Origin of the sequence: Pseudomonas sp. Pseusp88 (assembly GCF_047303955.1) — a bacterium.
Taxonomy (GTDB): Bacteria; Pseudomonadota; Gammaproteobacteria; order Pseudomonadales; family Pseudomonadaceae; genus Aquipseudomonas.
The window spans coordinates 15,239-31,980 of record NZ_JBGLYM010000033.1 but is presented as its reverse complement, the minus strand read 5'-3'; the positions used below and the strand labels follow the sequence as shown (position 1 = coordinate 31,980).

19 protein-coding genes and 1 pseudogene are annotated in these 16,742 nt (G+C 59.2%); 8 read left to right on the top strand and 12 right to left on the bottom strand.

Annotated elements, in window-relative coordinates:
• Nucleotides 1-107: 107 nt before the first annotated feature.
• The 3 genes from ACCD02_RS27335 (at nucleotide 108) to ACCD02_RS27325 (ending at nucleotide 2,377) form a co-directional block, all read left to right on the top strand.
• A complete protein-coding gene (locus tag ACCD02_RS27335) occupies nucleotides 108-1,007 on the top strand; it encodes a LysR family transcriptional regulator (RefSeq protein WP_413308921.1) in 900 nt (299 codons plus the stop codon).
• A gap of 291 nt (nucleotides 1,008-1,298) precedes the next feature.
• Nucleotides 1,299-1,646, top strand: a complete 348-nt coding sequence (locus ACCD02_RS27330) for a hypothetical protein (protein WP_413308919.1) — start codon at nucleotides 1,299-1,301, stop codon at nucleotides 1,644-1,646.
• Between the two features lie 35 nt (nucleotides 1,647-1,681).
• Nucleotides 1,682-2,377 (top strand): SDR family NAD(P)-dependent oxidoreductase, encoded by a 696-nt coding sequence (locus ACCD02_RS27325; RefSeq protein WP_413308967.1) that lies wholly within the window; start codon nucleotides 1,682-1,684, stop codon nucleotides 2,375-2,377.
• 114 nt (nucleotides 2,378-2,491) lie between these two features.
• On the opposite strand, the gene ACCD02_RS27320 is transcribed toward ACCD02_RS27325, so the two are convergent.
• Entirely contained in the window at nucleotides 2,492-2,800 is a 309-nt protein-coding gene (locus ACCD02_RS27320; RefSeq protein WP_413308917.1) for an antibiotic biosynthesis monooxygenase family protein, read from the bottom strand.
• Between the two features lie 127 nt (nucleotides 2,801-2,927).
• On the opposite strand from ACCD02_RS27320, the gene ACCD02_RS27315 reads away from it, so the two are divergent.
• Nucleotides 2,928-3,770: an AraC family transcriptional regulator gene (locus ACCD02_RS27315; RefSeq protein ID WP_413308916.1), complete on the top strand. Its 843-nt coding sequence runs from the start codon at nucleotides 2,928-2,930 to the stop codon at nucleotides 3,768-3,770.
• A 587-nt stretch (nucleotides 3,771-4,357) separates the two neighbouring features.
• Here the strand turns inward: ACCD02_RS27315 and ACCD02_RS27310 are convergent.
• The 4 genes and pseudogenes from ACCD02_RS27310 to ACCD02_RS27295 form a co-directional block, all read right to left on the bottom strand.
• The gene (locus ACCD02_RS27310) at nucleotides 4,358-4,747 is read right to left on the bottom strand and encodes an ester cyclase (protein ID WP_413308914.1); all 390 of its coding nucleotides are present in this window, start codon (nucleotides 4,745-4,747) and stop codon (nucleotides 4,358-4,360) included.
• 60 nt (nucleotides 4,748-4,807) lie between these two features.
• On the bottom strand, nucleotides 4,808-5,494 hold the full coding sequence (locus ACCD02_RS27305; RefSeq protein WP_413308912.1) for a type 1 glutamine amidotransferase: 687 nt from the start codon (nucleotides 5,492-5,494) through the stop codon (nucleotides 4,808-4,810).
• A gap of 19 nt (nucleotides 5,495-5,513) precedes the next feature.
• A complete protein-coding gene (locus ACCD02_RS27300) occupies nucleotides 5,514-6,512 on the bottom strand; it encodes a homoserine dehydrogenase (protein WP_413308910.1) in 999 nt (332 codons plus the stop codon).
• A 12-nt stretch (nucleotides 6,513-6,524) separates the two neighbouring features.
• Nucleotides 6,525-6,755: pseudogene (locus ACCD02_RS27295) on the bottom strand (VOC family protein); the annotation flags it as partial.
• Between the two features lie 125 nt (nucleotides 6,756-6,880).
• On the opposite strand from ACCD02_RS27295, the gene ACCD02_RS27290 reads away from it, so the two are divergent.
• From ACCD02_RS27290 to ACCD02_RS27275, 4 genes are all read left to right on the top strand, one after another.
• Nucleotides 6,881-7,396 (top strand): DUF2867 domain-containing protein, encoded by a 516-nt coding sequence (locus tag ACCD02_RS27290; RefSeq protein WP_413308908.1) that lies wholly within the window; start codon nucleotides 6,881-6,883, stop codon nucleotides 7,394-7,396.
• A 160-nt stretch (nucleotides 7,397-7,556) separates the two neighbouring features.
• Nucleotides 7,557-9,683 carry a TonB-dependent siderophore receptor gene (locus ACCD02_RS27285; protein WP_413308906.1) on the top strand — a complete coding sequence of 709 codons (2,127 nt, stop codon included), beginning with the start codon at nucleotides 7,557-7,559 and terminating at the stop codon, nucleotides 9,681-9,683.
• 409 nt (nucleotides 9,684-10,092) lie between these two features.
• On the top strand, nucleotides 10,093-10,557 hold the full coding sequence (locus tag ACCD02_RS27280) for a VOC family protein (RefSeq protein ID WP_413308904.1): 465 nt from the start codon (nucleotides 10,093-10,095) through the stop codon (nucleotides 10,555-10,557).
• Nucleotides 10,558-10,746: 189 nt separating this feature from the next.
• A complete protein-coding gene (locus tag ACCD02_RS27275) occupies nucleotides 10,747-11,037 on the top strand; it encodes an antibiotic biosynthesis monooxygenase (protein WP_413308903.1) in 291 nt (96 codons plus the stop codon).
• Here the strand turns inward: ACCD02_RS27275 and ACCD02_RS27270 are convergent.
• The 7 genes from ACCD02_RS27270 to ACCD02_RS27240 all read right to left on the bottom strand — a co-directional run bounded on the left by ACCD02_RS27270 (nucleotide 11,034) and on the right by ACCD02_RS27240 (nucleotide 16,655).
• Nucleotides 11,034-11,660 (bottom strand): glutathione S-transferase family protein, encoded by a 627-nt coding sequence (locus ACCD02_RS27270; RefSeq protein WP_413308901.1) that lies wholly within the window; start codon nucleotides 11,658-11,660, stop codon nucleotides 11,034-11,036. The genes ACCD02_RS27275 and ACCD02_RS27270 overlap by 4 nt on opposite strands.
• A 460-nt stretch (nucleotides 11,661-12,120) precedes the next feature.
• A complete protein-coding gene (locus ACCD02_RS27265) occupies nucleotides 12,121-12,675 on the bottom strand; it encodes a hypothetical protein (protein WP_413308899.1) in 555 nt (184 codons plus the stop codon).
• A gap of 476 nt (nucleotides 12,676-13,151) precedes the next feature.
• Nucleotides 13,152-13,823, bottom strand: a complete 672-nt coding sequence (locus ACCD02_RS27260) for a glycosyltransferase (RefSeq protein ID WP_413308897.1) — start codon at nucleotides 13,821-13,823, stop codon at nucleotides 13,152-13,154.
• Entirely contained in the window at nucleotides 13,820-14,419 is a 600-nt protein-coding gene (locus tag ACCD02_RS27255) for a methyltransferase domain-containing protein (RefSeq protein ID WP_413308895.1), read from the bottom strand. The genes ACCD02_RS27260 and ACCD02_RS27255 overlap by 4 nt, the downstream gene beginning before the upstream one ends.
• Complete coding sequence (locus ACCD02_RS27250) at nucleotides 14,416-15,171, bottom strand: PIG-L deacetylase family protein (protein WP_413308893.1); 756 nt, start codon at nucleotides 15,169-15,171, stop codon at nucleotides 14,416-14,418. The genes ACCD02_RS27255 and ACCD02_RS27250 overlap by 4 nt, the downstream gene beginning before the upstream one ends.
• Nucleotides 15,168-16,208 carry an acyl-CoA dehydrogenase gene (locus ACCD02_RS27245; protein WP_413308892.1) on the bottom strand — a complete coding sequence of 347 codons (1,041 nt, stop codon included), beginning with the start codon at nucleotides 16,206-16,208 and terminating at the stop codon, nucleotides 15,168-15,170. Before ACCD02_RS27245 ends, ACCD02_RS27250 begins: the two co-directional genes overlap by 4 nt.
• A gap of 69 nt (nucleotides 16,209-16,277) precedes the next feature.
• The gene (locus ACCD02_RS27240; protein ID WP_413308890.1) at nucleotides 16,278-16,655 is read right to left on the bottom strand and encodes a Rho termination factor N-terminal domain-containing protein; all 378 of its coding nucleotides are present in this window, start codon (nucleotides 16,653-16,655) and stop codon (nucleotides 16,278-16,280) included.
• Nucleotides 16,656-16,742 lie beyond the last annotated feature (87 nt).

The window sequence follows — 16,742 nt, the reverse complement described above, 5'->3', positions numbered from 1 at the left end:
TCTCCTCGAATAACGCTGGGATATCGCGTGGAGGCCAGTATGTTGTGATGGTATTGATCCATCGATAGCATGGGTGTCACTTCATAGGTTACAAAAGAGCACTAATCATGGCGTTCGACGAACGAGTCCTCAATGGCGTGGGGGTCTTTACCGCCATCGTTGATACCGGCACTTTTGCCGCCGCCGCCCAGGTTCTGGACATGTCACCACCCGGCGTCAGCCGCTCAGTCGCTCGACTTGAAGCGCGATTGGGAATTCGTCTGTTTGATCGCACCACGCGTTCGGTCACCCTGACGGATGAAGGTCGGCGGTTTCATCAGCAGATCGTGCCGTTATTGTCCGCACTGGAAGAGGTGTCCAGCTCGGCATCACAGGGGGCGAGGGCGGTGCGCGGGCGTTTGCGGGTCAATGTTGATCCGCTGTTTTCCAGTCTGTTGCTGGGGCCGCAACTGGGCGCCTTCATGGCCGAGCACCCGGAGCTGGAGTTGGAGCTGGTCAGCCGTGACCGCATGGGCGATATGGTCGCCGATGGATTCGACTTGGCCGTGCGTTTCGGTGAGCCGCGCAGCTCCAGCCTGATTGCCCGGCCGCTGTTCGATACGCGGATTCTTACCGTCGCTTCACCGGCTTATCTGAAGAAACACGGCCAGCCACAAACCCCCAGGGACTTGTTGAAACATGCCTGCATCCAGTTTCGCGATCCGGAAACCGGTCGGCCCTTCGATTGGGAGTTTCATCGCGACGGCAGCGTAGTGCGAGTGCCGGTCGAAGGTCAGATAACCCTTAACGATGTGCGCACCATGCACGAGTTGTGCGTCAGCGGCTATGGCGTCGCCCAGATCATGGCTTTTGGTTCCGAAGCGTTATTGGCCCAACAGCAAGTAGTGAACCTTTTTCCGGACTGGCCGGATGAACGCTTCACGTTATATGCGCTGTATCCATCGCGTATTCATCCGTCAGCCAAGACACGGCGGTTCCTGGCGTTTATCCAGGGCCTGGCAACGTAAGTCGTTACTCCACCGCACACACCCAGCGATGATTGTGGCGGTACGGCGCACGGGTAAAGTGCACGTCTGCCATCAGATAAAGACCACGCTCCTGAAGCGCTTCGGTAAGTTGTGCAAGTGTATCTGCGTGGATAGTCATGACTGTTACCTCATCAGATTTATTGCCTACATAGTTGTCGACCGGCCACCCATTCGAGAAATTCATTTTTTCTACAGTGGATATCGATCAAAAGAATGATTGCGCCCCGGATCATGATTTAGTATCCGCCATCGCCAATAAGGAGCCGGGAAGTGAAGCGTACCTATGCCGTAGTGATAAGTTGTTTTCTGGCGCTGACGAGCGCGCAGCAGGCGGGCGCCGCAGCGGCTGCTGTCAGCGCAGATGAGTCGGCGCGCAATGCTTTGTTATTGACGCAGGTACTGGAAAGTGAGGGCGACCTTGCCCATCCGCCTGAATACTCTGTCGAAGATCGCGCTGTTTATGCCGTGATTGACGGCACGCCAGCCGAGGCCAGGGAGCGCTGTCTGGTCATTGAGTCTCTGGTAGAGCGTTACGACCTGGTATTTGCCGAAGGCTGGACGGCGCAGGTTTTGACCGAGGACAGCGATGGTCAGCCAATGGCGTCCTGCCCCCTGTAAGTGTCCCCCTAAGCGTTCTGCCGTAAGGCGAGGGCATCCTTGACCGGCGGCAGGCCGAACATGCGGCTGTACTCCCGGGTGAACTGGGAGACGCTCTCGTAACCCACGGCAAAGGCCGCCGCACTGGCCGTAATGCTGTGGCCTTGCAGCTTGATACCGGCAAGGTCAGCGATTTTGCCCAGTTCGCCGAGCGCCTGGGCAAGGCATTGCGCGACACCTGGCAGCGCGACAGTTTCGATCATTTGATCAATAACGCCGGTCACGGTGACTACGCCTTGATCGCCGATACCACTGAGGCGCAGTTCGATCGCCTGGTCGACGTGCACTTCAAGGGCGTGCTGTTTCTGACCCAGGCGCTGCTGCCGTTGATTGCCGACGGCGGGCGCATCATCAACCTGTCCTCCGGCCTGACCCGCGTATCCTTTCCGGGTTGTGGCGCCTATGCGGCGGTCAAGGGCGCGGTGGAAATCCTTTCGGTCTATATGGCGAAGGAACTGGGCAGTCGCGCGATTACGGTCAATACCGTGGCTCCGGGCGCCATCGAGACAGATTTTGGCGGCGGTGCCGTGCGGGACAACCCTGAAGTGAACAAGATCTTTGCCGACATGACCGCCCTCGGACGCGCCGGTGTGCCGGACGATATCGGGCCGATGATTGCAAGCCTGTTGTCCGCAGACAATCGATGGGTCAATGCCCAACGGATCGAAGTGTCGGGTGGGCAGGGGATCTGATCTATCCCGAGTTGAAATGAGGCTGCAGGAGCTGGCGGGAGCGAGGCATTGTTTGTTGCGCAACTGCGCGATGCCAGGGACATCGCGGCAGCTCCTGCAGAATGTCATTCAAGTTCAAGATGACGCTGAATCCGCAATCCGGTAGGTCGCAAACCGCAGACCAGTCGCCAGCCTGTCCGCCGTCAGTTCGAACAACGCCCCAAGGCACGGCATGTTCAGGTGCTCGATCAGGCTCGCGGCCGAGTACCAGTAACCGGTCATGATCCAGGTATTGTCATCCTCATGGCTGCGGATCAGGCCGTAAGTGGCACAGCCGGAGTGGCGGAGCAGTACTTCCAGCAGCTGTTGCAGGCGGGCGTGCAGGGGCGCGGCTTGTCCCGGGATGCCGTGGATAGCGACGGTATTGATGGCAGTGATTGGCATGGCATAACCTGCTGCGAGTGATTTCGATTAGCAATGCCAAGATAATCGCCTTGCGGCTAGACGTCATTGCACAATCTAGCCACACTATTTCGCAATCCAGCCAAATATCGAGTGCACGATCTTGTCAATGCCAACTTCCCTGGAGCTGTCCCACTCCCGCGATGTCGACAGCATTCCCCGTGCCGTTTCAGCCCTCAGCGCGTCGATGGTGTCCCAGGACTGGGAATACGCTCGGCATCAGCACCGCAAGGGGCAACTGCTCTATTCAGTGCGTGGCGTGCTCAATTGCGAGACCGAAGAAGGCGTCTGGATTGTGCCGCCGCAGTGTGCAGTCTGGATTCCCGGCGGCTTGGCACATTCATCCCGGGGTTCCGGGCGGACCGAGTGCTATTGCCTGTTCGTCGAGCCCGCTGCCGCTGCGGACCTGCCGCAAAGCTGCTGCACCCTGGCGGTATCGCCGCTGCTGCGGGAGCTGCTGCTCAAGGCGGCGGAATTTCCTGAGCTCTACCCGCCGGGCGGCCGGGAGGAGCGGTTGATCGCGACTCTGCTCGATGAACTGGCGGTGGCCGAGGTGGAGGACCTGCATCTGCCCATGCCCCGGGACCCGCGCCTGCGGCGCCTGGCCGAGCAACTGCTGGCTGAACCCTGCGACAAAACCAGCATGGCCGACTGGGCCAGCCGTATCGGCATGAGCGAGCGCAATATGAGCCGTCTGCTGCTGGAGGAAATTGGCCTGAGCTTCGGCCGCTGGCGCCGCCAGTTGCATGTGATCCTCTCGTTGCAACGCCTGACTCAGGGTGACAGCGTGCAGACGGTCGCGCTGGAACTGGGTTACGAAAATGCCAGCGGTTTCGTCACCATGTTCCGCAAGGCGGTGGGCAAACCGCCAGCCCGCTACCTGGCGGAGCGCTCAGGTCACTCTGAGCCTAAGGTCAATGTGCCGACCATCACCCTGTCCGAGCTGAATTGAACAATCTTATGGCCGGGCTCCGCTATCCGGTCTTTTATCCCGGCTGTCGATGGCAGCCTGCCCGGCGGCCCTGGGTCTCGACTTAGTCCTGGACGGTGACAACGGTCCGCTTTCGGTTTGGGCCGCTTGCGCTCAGGTGGGGGGGCGGTTGGAAATCAGCGAGGCGCACCCTGCCAGCGGCTTTTGCCATCGATCCGGGTATTCGCCTCTACCTGCTGTTCGGCGATGAAACGGCGCTGCCCGCCCAGGTGATCGTCATTCGCAGGCTATTGCGCAAACGCGGGATTGATAAAGATCGTGTGCCTGCCAGTGGCTACTGAAAGCGTGGGGAGGCGGATCATAGTGGTGAGATATTAGGTTAAAATATTGATTTAACCTATTGAATTATAAGGTATTTATTTATATCTATCGAGTTGAAATGAGACCCGTAGGAGCCGGCTTGCTGGCGATAGCGTCAGGTCGGGCAACGAGGGTGTCGCCTGTCATGCAGCTACCGCCAGCAAGCCAGCTCCTACAAGAACTATGCATTCTGTTAAGGAGTATTGGTTTATAAATTCAAATAAAATCATTGGCTTAATGTGTATATCTCATGTCAATTGTTGCTTAATCGCCGCCTTGTCAATCACCGACCACACGTTACAAATCCTGCCGTCGCTGAACTCATAGAACACATTCTCGCCAAACTGCACCCGCCGCCCATTCACCGGCAAACCAAACAGCTCGCCCACCGGTGTGCAGTCAAAACTGAGCCGCGCTGCAATGTGAGGCGGCTCGGCAATCAGTTGGGTGATGACAAAGCGTAAATCGGGAATGGCACGAAAGTCGCCTTCGAGCATGTGCCGGTAACCGTCGAGGCCGATCAGTTTGCCGTTGTAGTGAACCTGCTCGCCGACGAACTGACCGAGGGCCGGCCAGTCCTGACGGTTAAGGCAATCGATATAACCTTGATAGGCTTCGCGCAGCGCTTGTCTGTCCATGGTCTGTCTCCTGTACAAGGGTAAACAGGTTGGGCCGTCGCGATGCCTTTTAGGTTCAGCTCAAGGCCGGGTGAGATACGCCAGCACCTCATGCATCAGCGGCTCGACGTTGCTATAGCGTTCGTCCGTCGTGGCACGCAGGGTTTCTTCGGTCTGCACGTAAGGGCCGGCCACCAGCTCATCAGCGCAATGCGCCAGAATTGCCTCGACACTGGCGCGGTTCATTTCCATATGGAACTGCAGGCCGATCGCCCGTGGGCCGAGCTGGAACGCCTGGTTCGGGCACACTGCGCTACTGGCCAGGCGCGTGGCGCCTGCTGGCAGGTCGAAGGTTTCACCGTGCCAGTGCAGTACTTCGATGCTGGCCGGGAAACTGAAGCAGTCCGGCGCAGGGGCGGACGCTGTAATGGGGAACCAGCCAATTTCTTTCTCCAGCCCCGGATAGACCCGAGCGCCATGGGCCGAGGCGATCAACTGCGCCCCCAAGCAAATGCCCAGCATGGGAATGCCTTGCTGGATGGCCTGGGCAATAAAGCGTTTTTCCGCGACCAGCCAAGGCAGCTCGATTTCATCGTTGACGCTCATCGGTCCGCCCAGGGCAATCAGCAGGTCAATGGACTCCAGCTCAGGCAGCTCGGCGGACTGATGGAAGCGGCTGTAGCTGATGCGGGCATTTCGTTCATCAAGCCAGGACTGGATATTGCCCAGGTCTTCAAAGGGCACGTGTTGCAGGACGTGGACGCGCATGGTGACTCCAGAAAGTGGGTTAGCGGCTGCTTGCCATCAACAGGTGTTCGAAATCCTTCAGGGCCGCCGCAGCGGTGGCAAGCGGGCTGGTGACGCCAATGGCCATGATTTCGCCCATGATGTCGGTGCGGACCCGAATGGCCTTCATTTTGGCGCTGACCTGGGCAAACGGATCGTCCAGAGCGTAGGTGCGCAATTCCACCGAGGCCCGCAGGCTATCGCCAAGGTTGTCGATACGCCCCACCAGCTTGGGTACCACGCCCTCGGACTTCCAGCGGGCGATATCGGCCGCTGAAATCTGCTCGATGCCCGCGCGCGGAATATCGTGCAGCCCGAGGTTCGCCCCGAAACCGGCGTTGGCCAGAATATTGATCTTGCAGGCCGTGTCCCAGCCCTCGACATCGAAGCGCGGGTTGGGCTCGGCCATGCCCAGGCGTTGGGCTTCGGCCACGGCATCGTCGAAGCTTCGGCCGTCCATCATCGAGCTGAGAACGAAGTTGCTGGTGGCGGTTACGATGCCTTCGACCTCGAGAATCCGGCATCCGGCCAGGTTGTATTGCAGCAGGTCGATGGTCGGTAATGCCGCTGAAGTGGCACCGCTGATCTTCAACTGCACGCCGTTATTGCGCGCCAGTTCCGCCAGGCCGGGGTAATCGAAGACCAGGGCGCCCTTGGAGATGCTGATGGCGTGCATGCCCCGGCCCAGCGCCTCGCGAATGTAACGGTAACCAGCGCCGCCGGTTTCGTAGTCGGTGAGGCCGGCCTCGATCAGTACATCAGCGCCAGCATTCTGCAGAAAACTGTCACCGGTCACGCCTGCCTGCAAGGTCACAGGCGCCTCGCCGTCGAGGGCCAGCCCCCGCGGGTCGATCAGCCCGGCGCGTGAGCCACATACCGCGACCACCCGTACATCTGCGCCGTAGCGCGTCTGATAGTGCGACTGGCGCTGTGCAACGATCTGCGCCACGGCTTTGCCAATCGAGCCAAAGCCGGTTATCGCGATATTCCAACGTTTCATTTCAATCTCGCTCTATTTTGCGAACAGCATGCTCAGGTCGGCAAAGGCCTTTAATTCCAGGGCGTTGCCACTGGGAACGAGGAAAAATATGGTGGCCTGCTCGCCGGGTTCGCCCTTGAAGCGAATATACGGCTCGATGATGAACTCGGTGCCCGCCGCCTTGAGTCGCGCCGCCAGGGCTTGCCACTGGTCCAGATGCAGCAGGGCATCGAAGTGTCGTACGGGAACGCCATGGCCTTCAACCCCGGATTTGCTGCGGGTCATTCCTGAGCGTCGAGCGGCTCCACGATATCAAGTGGGTTCAGCTGACGATGTATCTCAAGCTGACATGCTAGATTTCGGATTCAAGCATTTTCTAAGGAGTCAGCATGCCCACCCCCTTGGTCAGCGCCGTGGCCGTGCCCGAGCACAGCCTGGTTCGTTCTGCCTTCAAGACGAATCACCTGGCCGATGCCTTTGCCACGCCGCTGCCCGCGCATTTCAACGGCAATGCCGAGGATCTGGCGCGGCTGATCCTCAGCAGTCCGGCGCCGTGGTTCCACGGGCTGATGCGTGCCAGGGACCGGATCATGAGTGTTTTCGGAGTGAAGACGTCGGCGCAGCTGCGCGATGCCTCGGTGGCCCAGGGCTTCGAACATATCGATTTTTTCCGCATCCTTCAGCGCACGCCGGACGAGATTGTCCTGGGTGAGCAGGACAGCCATCTGGATTTCCAGTTGTCGGTGCTGATCCGGCAGCAGTCGTCAGGGCGGGGGCGGGAAGTGGTGGTTTCCACGGTGGTGCACTGCCATAACACCTTGGGCCGATCCTATATCGCGGTAATCAGTCCGATACACAAGCGGGTGGTGCGCTCGTTTCTGCTGGGGGCGGCCAAGGCCCTGTAGATCGACTGCGGACATGACCTGATTGAAAAAGCTGACCGATTTCATTTGAAAGTGACAAATAAGAAATATTGTCATTCGCATATGTTATGGCATACCATTCGCGTCCATTTTTTGGCTTGTATGCCATTCGTCCTGCTTCTTTCAACAAGGCAACTCCACGATGCGTCGTACTCTGCTTTCCCTCTGCGTGTTGCAAGCGTTTTCTCCGTTTTCCCTGGCTGAAGAGGCCGCCGCCGACAAATCCCGCCTTGAGTTGCAAGCCATCGATATTGTCGGCACGCAGGACTATGAAACCGCCCAGGGTCCGGTGAAGGGCTACCGCGCCACCCGTTCGGCCAGTGCGACGCGCACCGATACTTCAATTCATGAAACTCCGCAGTCCATCAGCGTGGTGACCAAGGATGTGGTGGAAGACCTTGGCGCGACCCGCTTGCAGGATGCCCTGGATTACGCCGGTGGCGTCGGCCGTGCCAATAACTTTGGTGGTCAGGGCCTGACCACCTTTACCGTGCGTGGCTTCACCACCGGTGAGTTCTACCGCAACGGCTTCCCGATCAACCGTGGTTACCCGAACATGCCCGATGCCAACACCATCGAGCGCCTGGAGGTGCTGCGCGGCCCGGCCACCATGCTCTATGGCCGTGGCGACCCCGGCGGCACCTTCAACGTGGTGTCCAAGCAACCCCTGGCAGAACGTACCGTCACCCTGGGCAGCCAACTGGATGATCAGGGCATGCGTCGTGGCACCCTGGATGCGTCCGGGCCGCTGGATGAGCAGGGCCGCCTGGGTTATCGCGTCAATGTGGTGGGTGAGGGCGGCGATACCTTCCGCGATCATGTGGAGACCGAACGCTACGGTGTGACCCCGGTGCTAAGCTGGCAGGTCGACGACGCCACCAAGGTGGTTTTCGAAGGCGACTTCATGCGCAACAATCACCCGTTGGACCGTGGCCTGACCCGCTATCCCGCCCAGACCGGCACCGCATCGCGCTCGACGTTCTTCGGCGACAAGGATGTGGGCAAGCTGCATAACGACAACAACATGGCGCAATTGCGCTTCGAGCACATGCTCAATGAAAACTGGACCCTGGGCGGCGGCTTCCAGTGGCTCGACGGCACCTTGCAGGGCAATGCCATCGAAGCCAACGGCCTGGCTGCTGACGGTCGGACCCTGGGGCGCAACTTCAACTACCGCAAGCTTGAGTGGACCGACAAGGACACCCAGCTCAACCTCACCGGGCACTTCACTACGGGCGGTCTGGAGCACACCCTGCTGACCGGTGTGGAATACGAGAGTTATGACTACACCTCGATCATTCAACGCTCCAGCGGTGCGGTGACGGCCTATACCACCGATATCTATAACCCGACCTACGGCCAGGCTCGCCCCGCCTTGACTCGAACCCCGACCGATGACCGGGAAAACCTCAAGACCTATGCCGCTTTCGTGCAGGATCAGGTCGCTCTGACCGAGCGCCTGAAAGTATTGGCCGGTGCACGTTTCGAGCGCTTCGAGCACGATTACCAGACCTACGTGACCGGAGGCCGCAACTGGAGCGCCAGCGACAACGCCGTGACCCCGCGGGTCGGTATCACCTATGACTTGACCGATACCGTTGCCATCTATGCCGATGCCGCTCGTTCGTTCAAGCCCAACACCGGCGCCAGCCGCTTGGGCGGTGGGTTTGAGCCGGAAAAGGGCAAGTCCGTGGAGATGGGCGTCAAGTGGGAGGCGCTGGACCGCCAGTTGAGCGTTGATGCGGCGATCTACCAGATCGATAAGCGCAATGTGCTGACCACCGACCCCGTGGACAACACCTTCGGCATCGCCGCCGGGCAAGTGCGCAGCCGTGGCCTGGACCTCAACGTTACCGGCAACCTCACACCGCAGTGGCGCCTGATCGGGGGCTACGCCTATGTCGACGCCGAAGTGACCAAGGACAAGGTGATCGAGTCCGGCACTCGCCTGCTGAATATCCCGCGCAACAGCTTCAGCCTGCTCAACGTCTACGAATTCCAGGACGGCGCCCTGCGTGGTCTCGGCCTGGGCGCTGGCGGTCGTTATGTCGACGAGCGCGCCGGGCAGACCGCCAATACGGCTTTCTCCATGGGCAGCTATACCGTGGTCGATCTGCTCGGCTTCTATAAGGTCAACGACAAGGTTCGGCTCAATCTTGATGTGAAGAACCTGTTTAATCGCGACTATGAGGAAGGCGCGTTCGGCAATATCTACGCTTATCCAGGTGCGCCGCGTACGGTGCAGGTGGGGATTTCTTACACCCTCTAACGGACTTGCATGGGGGGGGGCGGCCTTGGTGGCGACCTAGTGGAAAAATTCGCGACAGTATCGGTGACCGATCTGGCGCCATCGCCAGCAAGCCGGTTCCCACACAAACTCATTCCAACTCACGTGGCTCCTGAGCCCGGATGGTCAAATCCGGTCTTGGAACCCTTAACGACAGCGCGCAGATTAGTGGCTTGGCAGGGCTTGAGGGCAGGATATATAGCCAGATTTTCAAGAAGTTGAAGCATTCGTCTATTGCCGCAGGTTCCGTAAGGAAATAGTTGAAGGCTCGAGCGTGTATCTGCCGCGAAACCGCCTATACCTATTAGTGAACATGCTGGCGCATCGTAAGTGGCTGTGGAGGATTGTCGGGCGTGCGCGAGCCTGTCACATCAACCAGGAGGTTCACATAATGACTGTCAAATCCCTACCGAAACGGCCCCACGGCATTACTGCCTACCTTGCCTGTGACAATGCCAGTGAAGCCATCGATTTCTATGTCAGGGCGTTTTGTGCCGAACAGACCTTTAGCGTGTTTACCGCTCAAGGCAAGGTCGGCCACGCTGAACTGCGCATTGGCGATTCGTCACTGATGGTTGCCGATCGCCTGCCGGGCTCGCCGATTGGCGCAGGGGCAGGTGCCGTAGCGCTGCACCTGTATGTCGACAATGTCGACGCGCGTTTCGCCAGGGTAATACAGGCCGGGGCTGTGGAGATCAGCGCACCCACCGATCATTTCTATGGAGATCGAAGCGGAGTCTTGCGTGATCCTTACGGTATCGTCTGGTTCATGGCTACACACAAGGAAGATCTGACGGCCGAGCAAATCAGTCAGCGTGTGGACCTGGAATTTGGCGGTATCGGCGCCCATAGCTGAACCGACTCGGAATGCGCTGCGACGGCAAAAATGTGAATAAGACGCCAGGCCATCGCGGCGCTTGCCCGCCCAACCCTCGGCTTTGCTGAGCCGAGCACCCTATGGCGGACGTAAGCAAACGCGAGTTTTGCCCGTGCGTTAACCGCCGCAAAATAGGCACCATCGAGAATCGAGCAAGAGAGCGACTCCATGGTCAGCCATCAGATAATTGTGCAGTTACGGTCTGATCAGGGCATTGCCCTGGCCGAGGCACTGCAAGAAACCTTTAAGGTCCTGGCCGCCATCCCCGACTGTATCGGCTATGGCCTGTGCCCTGATCCGCAGCGAGCCAATACCTGGCTGATCCGGGGCGATTGGGCATGTGCCCGGGCGATGACTGAGCACTTTGAGTCGGCCGCCTTGCAGCAGTTGCTCGGCGACCTGTCAGCACTGCGCCCGTACTGCCTGACGTTCGGCTGTGAGTCCGCTATCAGCCACTAACGGGCAAAGCTGTATTCGCCGCCTCGCTCAATGGCTTGTTTGTAGGCCGGGCGCGCCTGGAAGCGTGCTACCCAGGCTGCCACATTGGGATAGCTGGCCAGCTTGCCAAAAGCCTTGGCGATTTCACCGATAAAGCTCATCTGGATATCCGCCGCCGTGAATTCATCACCGAGCAGATAGGGACTCAGGCCAAGGGCGCTGTCCAGATAGCCCAGGTAATTGGCCACTTCCGCGTCGATGCGCGGCTTTAATGGTGCCCCGGCCTCGCCAAGGCGGCTGACATAGAGGTTGAGCATCAGCGGCAGCATCGCCGAGCCTTCGGCAAAGTGCAGCCATTGCACGTACTCGTCATAGGTGGCAGTCGTCGGATCAGGCTGCAGGCGCCCTTCGCCATGGCGGCGGATAAGATAATCAAGGATGGCGCCCGACTCCAGCAGGGTATGGGGACCGTCCTGAATCACCGGGGATTTGCCCAGCGGCGTGATGGCCTTGAGCTCCGGCGGCGCCAGATTGGTCTGCGGATCTCGCTCGTAGCGCTTGATCTCGTAGGGCAGGCCGAGCTCTTCCAGCAGCCAGAGCACGCGCTGGGAACGGGAGTTATTGAGGTGGTGGACGATAATCATGGCGATCTCCATAGGACTTGCGGGCAGTGTAGAGACAGACTGTCATCACGTCGCGGAGTGCCAATGGATATTCGGTTTGTGCGGCTCTGTCAGTTGAGCGATTGCACGCTGGAATGCCAATCTCTATTTCGAAAGCACGGCGGAAAATCGCCCGGAGGGCAACCGCTTCATTCTTCGGTGGCTGGATAAGCTGTAGGCAGACGTGCTTTTGATCAATTCTAGGCTCGGTACGAAATGTATCTGCGCTCGGTTATGCAGCGTTGAAAACAGGCTCGGAATGCTCATTTACAGCCAGTAAAGTCGAGCGCGACCCCGGCGTTCCTCGCCTGTTTTCGCCTTGCCTGACCTTCGCTCGAAAACATTTCGTACAGAGCCTGAAAAAGGGGCGCTCAGCGCTCCTTTTTTCTATTCAGGTGAAAAGAAGTTTGACCTTAAAATTCTTTGGTTCTAGTCAGCGGTGTTACTTCTTGAATAATTCCTTGACTTCGCTATGGCGAAAAATCAACCAGAGAGAAATGACCACTGCATAGCTGGAAGGTAGCGGCCATACATCAAGTGATATTTGATCACCCAGCACTATTATAATAACCCCGGAAAGATTAATAATTGTCAGCCAATATCTATCTTTTTTCTTTGGGTCCTTAAGTTCCCATGCGCCTATAAGGTGGCCTAAAGCCGTTGCTGCAAAAAAGAATATTGAGGTTTTTGTGAGCAGTGGTATGTTTTGAGTTGCGCTCAGTGCAGCAAAAATAATAGCGCACACATGGATGCAGTCAAAGATCCAGAATTTAGCAGGCAGGGCGGAAGGTATATTTTCATAGCTCATAAGCCAGCCCAGTGAAAGGTAGGTGGACAGTAGAAGTAAAATTATTAAACTTGAGAGGGTTTCTGGTTTTGTAAGCAAGCTATCGGTTCTTGTGAGTATTGTACAAAACGACCAAAAAACGCTTCCGGCGGCGGCTGGCCAGAAGAGAGTTTTAAACAGTTCTTTTAAGCTCTTTTGTCTTCCGTTCATTTCATGAGTCCTTGGGCTTGTTGGTGTGTACTCGCCGCAAATAATCACTTGAGCTACTATTCAAGGAAGACGTTAATTTGAAGGTGGCGATCTGGGTGATTTACTTTGATGATGTGCTCTTGTTATCTACCCGGCTTAATCTAGCTTATCGTTTTACGAGCGCCATCTCCAGTCGACAAAAGGTAACTGCCGAGTCTTTCCTTTTTTAAAGCTAAAGTGAGGTTTTTCAAGCGGGTTCTTAAGGCGGGAATGTTCACTAAGCGCAAGTTCACAACGCTTTGGACTGCTTGGTTTTTGCCCGGCAATACGCTCGAAAGCGCAGTTCTCTATACGCGCGAGTGTTTGGAATTGGCAGCTCGGACGGCAGGCATCAGTCGCTACGTTCTCTTTACCACGATGCTATGCAAGCCACTTCGCTCCTACCCAATAAAGCGCTCTCCCGGCCAAGGCAACTTCTATAGATAATCTGTTTTTATTCAAATAGTTAAGTGTTGTTCCTCAGCCAACTCATTCAAATAATCGCCAAACCCACCTCGCGCCCGGCTGTCACCGCGGCTGTCCGTCGCTACGCTATGCCCGGCTGTCCACGCAATATGGGCGCCGCTGGCCTGCAGGTCGCTGATCAGTTGCACGTCCTCATGGGCCGCCAGGGGCTGGAAACCACCGACGCGCTGGTAGGCGATGGCGCAGACGCCGAGGTTGGCGCCGTGGATATGCCGATGGCCGTCCCGGGCCTGGTAGCGGCTGCGATACAGCCGCCGCAGCTGGGCGGTTTGCCAGGGTTGCCAGCGCTGCACATGAACGATGCCGCACACCGCGTCGGCGCCGCAGGCGATCTGCCAGAGCAGCCAGTGCGGTGGCACGCGGCTGTCGGCATCGGTACAGGCCAGCCAGTTCGCGCCGCGCTCGAGCATCAGCGCGGCACCGGCGCGGCGGGCCTGGCCGACGTTCTGCGCGTCGATTTCCAGGGTCTGCACGCCGTGACGCCTGGCAATGACGGCGCTGCTGTCGCAGCATCGATCCAGCACTACGAGGATTTCCACCTGATGCCCGGCGGCTTCGGCTTCCCGGGCGGCGATCTTGACCGCAGTCAGGCAACGCCCGAGGCGACGGGCTTCGTTATGGGCGGGAATGACGACGGCGATCATAAGCAGGTCTCGTCCAGGTCGATGGAATCAGGCTTGCGGCACCAGTACTCGAGCAGGAAGTCGGTTTCTTCGTGACGCATGATGAGAAACAGCGGTAAATGCTCGTCCAGCAAGTCGTGTACCTGATTACCGTTCTGCGGGCAGCCCTCAATGGGATGGCGCCAGTGACAGGCCAAAACGGCACCATCGTTAGTGAGGCTCGTCGCCGCCCGTTCGATCACCTTGCGCCATTGCCCGGGCTCCAGGTAATAACCGAATTCACTGAGCACGATCAGATCGAACAGCCCCGATGGCCAGTCATCCGGCACGCTGCCAGCTACGACGTGGGCGTGGGGCGCATCGGCCAGACGACCGCGGGCCAGGGCCAGGGCGGTAGGGTCGAGGTCCTGGCACAGCAGGTTGTCGCAGCGTCTGGCCAGGGCCGCACTGAGTTCGCCATTGGCGCAGCCCGGCTCGAATATCCGTTGATAGGACTGCCGGGGCAGGCTGGCCAGGGTCAGGTGGCGCTTGCGCCGCTCGTACCAGCGGCTGCGAAAGGCCCAGGGGTCATCACTGTCGGCGTAGAGTTGGGCGAAATATTGCGGGTCGACACTCATACAAACACCAGTTCAAAGGGTTGCAGCAGACATTCAAGGGTGGCAGCGGACAGGATCGGAGCGCGTCCGCCGTCCTCGGTGACCTGGCTGGCGTGGGCGGCGATGGCCTGGCGTTTGCGGGCCAGGGTGTCCTCGTCCAGGGCCAGGCGACGCGCCCGGTGCCAGGGCAGGCGTTCGTCTTCGGGGGTTGCCCAGTGCCAGGCCCAGACCGGCACTTCCAGCAGCTGGATATTGCTGGCCAGGGCGGCTTGAGCACAGGCTCGACCAACGGCTTCGTGATCGCCATGGCCGTCGACCTGCCAGGTGGTCATCAGGGCGTCATTGTTGTCCAGCAGTTGGCACAGGTTATTGACCAGATGGTGTTCGTCCTTGGCGACATCCGTATCACGCAGGCCCAGGCGCAGCCATTCAATGGCTTCGACGTTTAGCCCCAGGCGTTGCAAAGCCTCACGGCTTTCCTGTGGTCGTTGCTCGCGCAGGCGCTGCTCAGTCCAGTCACTGGAATGGGGGTGACTGCATTCGCCATCGGTGACCGAGACGATCAGCAGTTCGTGCTCACGGCCACGAAACGCGCTCAGCAGGCCGCCGGCCATGAGGATTTCATCGTCCGGATGGGGCGCCACCAGCACCAGGCGCTGACCCGGCGGACACAGTTCGTCGACGGTGATGCCCGGCGCATTGGCCAGTCGGCTGGAGTGCTGCCATTCGCTCAGGGTGGTGCCGCGGCTGTCTTGAATCAGATTGGCTTTCACAGCGACCAGTCTCCCAATGGCATCCGGGCCAGTTGTTGGCCAAGGCTGGCAAGGTCCCGTTCGGCGTGACTCTGGCGCAGGAACACCGGCAGATCGGCGCTGAGACGGGCGAAATGGCTGTTACGACAAAACGGCCCGGCGCCCAAGGCCCGGCCAACATGTTCGAGCACTGTATTGACTGCCTTCTCCACGTGGGCACGCAGGCGCCGTACTTGCAGACTGGCATCGGCATCAGGCTGGCAGTCGATCCACGCGGCACACTCGCGCAAGGCGGCGCGGGCACCGTAAAGAGCCGCGTCCACCGCGCCAAGGTGGGCATCGGCATGGGGATCCTGGCGCGGTTGGCGGCGATGCTGGTGCAGGTAGTCCGCCAGCGCCTGGGCCGCGCCATACCAGCAGGCCGCAATGCCGCCACCGCCTTGCCAGAAGCCGGGGCGCGACAGGTACTGTCCTGGCCGGCCGATCCGCACGGCTGGGCTATTATCGAATTCGATTTCCACGCTCTGGGTCGCTGCCATGCCTACCGCCTGCCAGTTATCGCCATGGATACGCTGGCTGGGATGACGCAGCTCAATGGCCACCAGCTGTGGCTGATCCTGGCTGTCCCAGGCGGTGAGCAGGGCGCGGTCAATCTGCAAGGCACCGGAACACCAGGCCTTGCTGCCGCTCAAGCGGACCTGTTCGCTTTCGCCATTAATCAGAGTGCGCGCGCCGGGCATCTCCGCCGCCCAGACGCCCCAGATACCTTTGCTTTCAGTCAGATGTCCTGCGTCGCATTCGGCAAGAATGGCCAAGGCATCGGTATGGCCTTCATAAAGCTTGGCCAGAGCCAGGTCACAGCCGGCGACCCGCGCCAGGGTCTGCCAGCGGCGCAGGGTCTGCTGACCGGGCAGGGGCAGGCGATCGAGCTGCGCGGCTTGCAGGTCCTGCATGAGCTGGCCCAGTCGACTATCGGCCTCGTTTACCTGAGGACGTTGGGCAAAGTCATGCAGCAGTTTGTGCAGATTGCCCGGGTCCAGATCCTGGATGATGCTCATGGCTGTGCTCCTGAGGGCGCTATTGATCTTCCTGTAACTGCCCGCCGCAGGACGCGGCGGGCAGGGTGTTCAAGCAGCGTGGTGCAGGGCTTCGATCAGTTGCGCCTTGCGCATGGTCGAACGTCCGGCGATGTGTTGTTTGCGCGCCTTGTCCAGCAGTTCGGTCTTGGTCAGCTCTTCCAACGGCTGATCGGGGCGGGGTACGCCCTTGCGGGTCTGTGCGGCGCGATGTGCCGAAGCCTGCCGGGCCTTTTGCTTGCTCTCACCGCTGGTATGCCGGCCAGAGCCGCCGCTGCGTTCGCCGCCGCCGGACTGCTTGTTCACCGTGGCCCAGGCACGGGCTTGAGCTTCAGCCTTGGGCACACCTTTGGCCTCGTAGCTTTTCTCGATGTGCTCGGCTTTGGTTGTCTGTTTTTCGGTGTACTTGGCTTTGCTTCCTCGTGGCATGGTCGTTCCTCCTCCGTAGCCATCAGCGTTAATGCGCTTGCCTAAGCTTCAGAGCAGTGTTTCGTGCAGAAGGGTTCAGACGCGCGG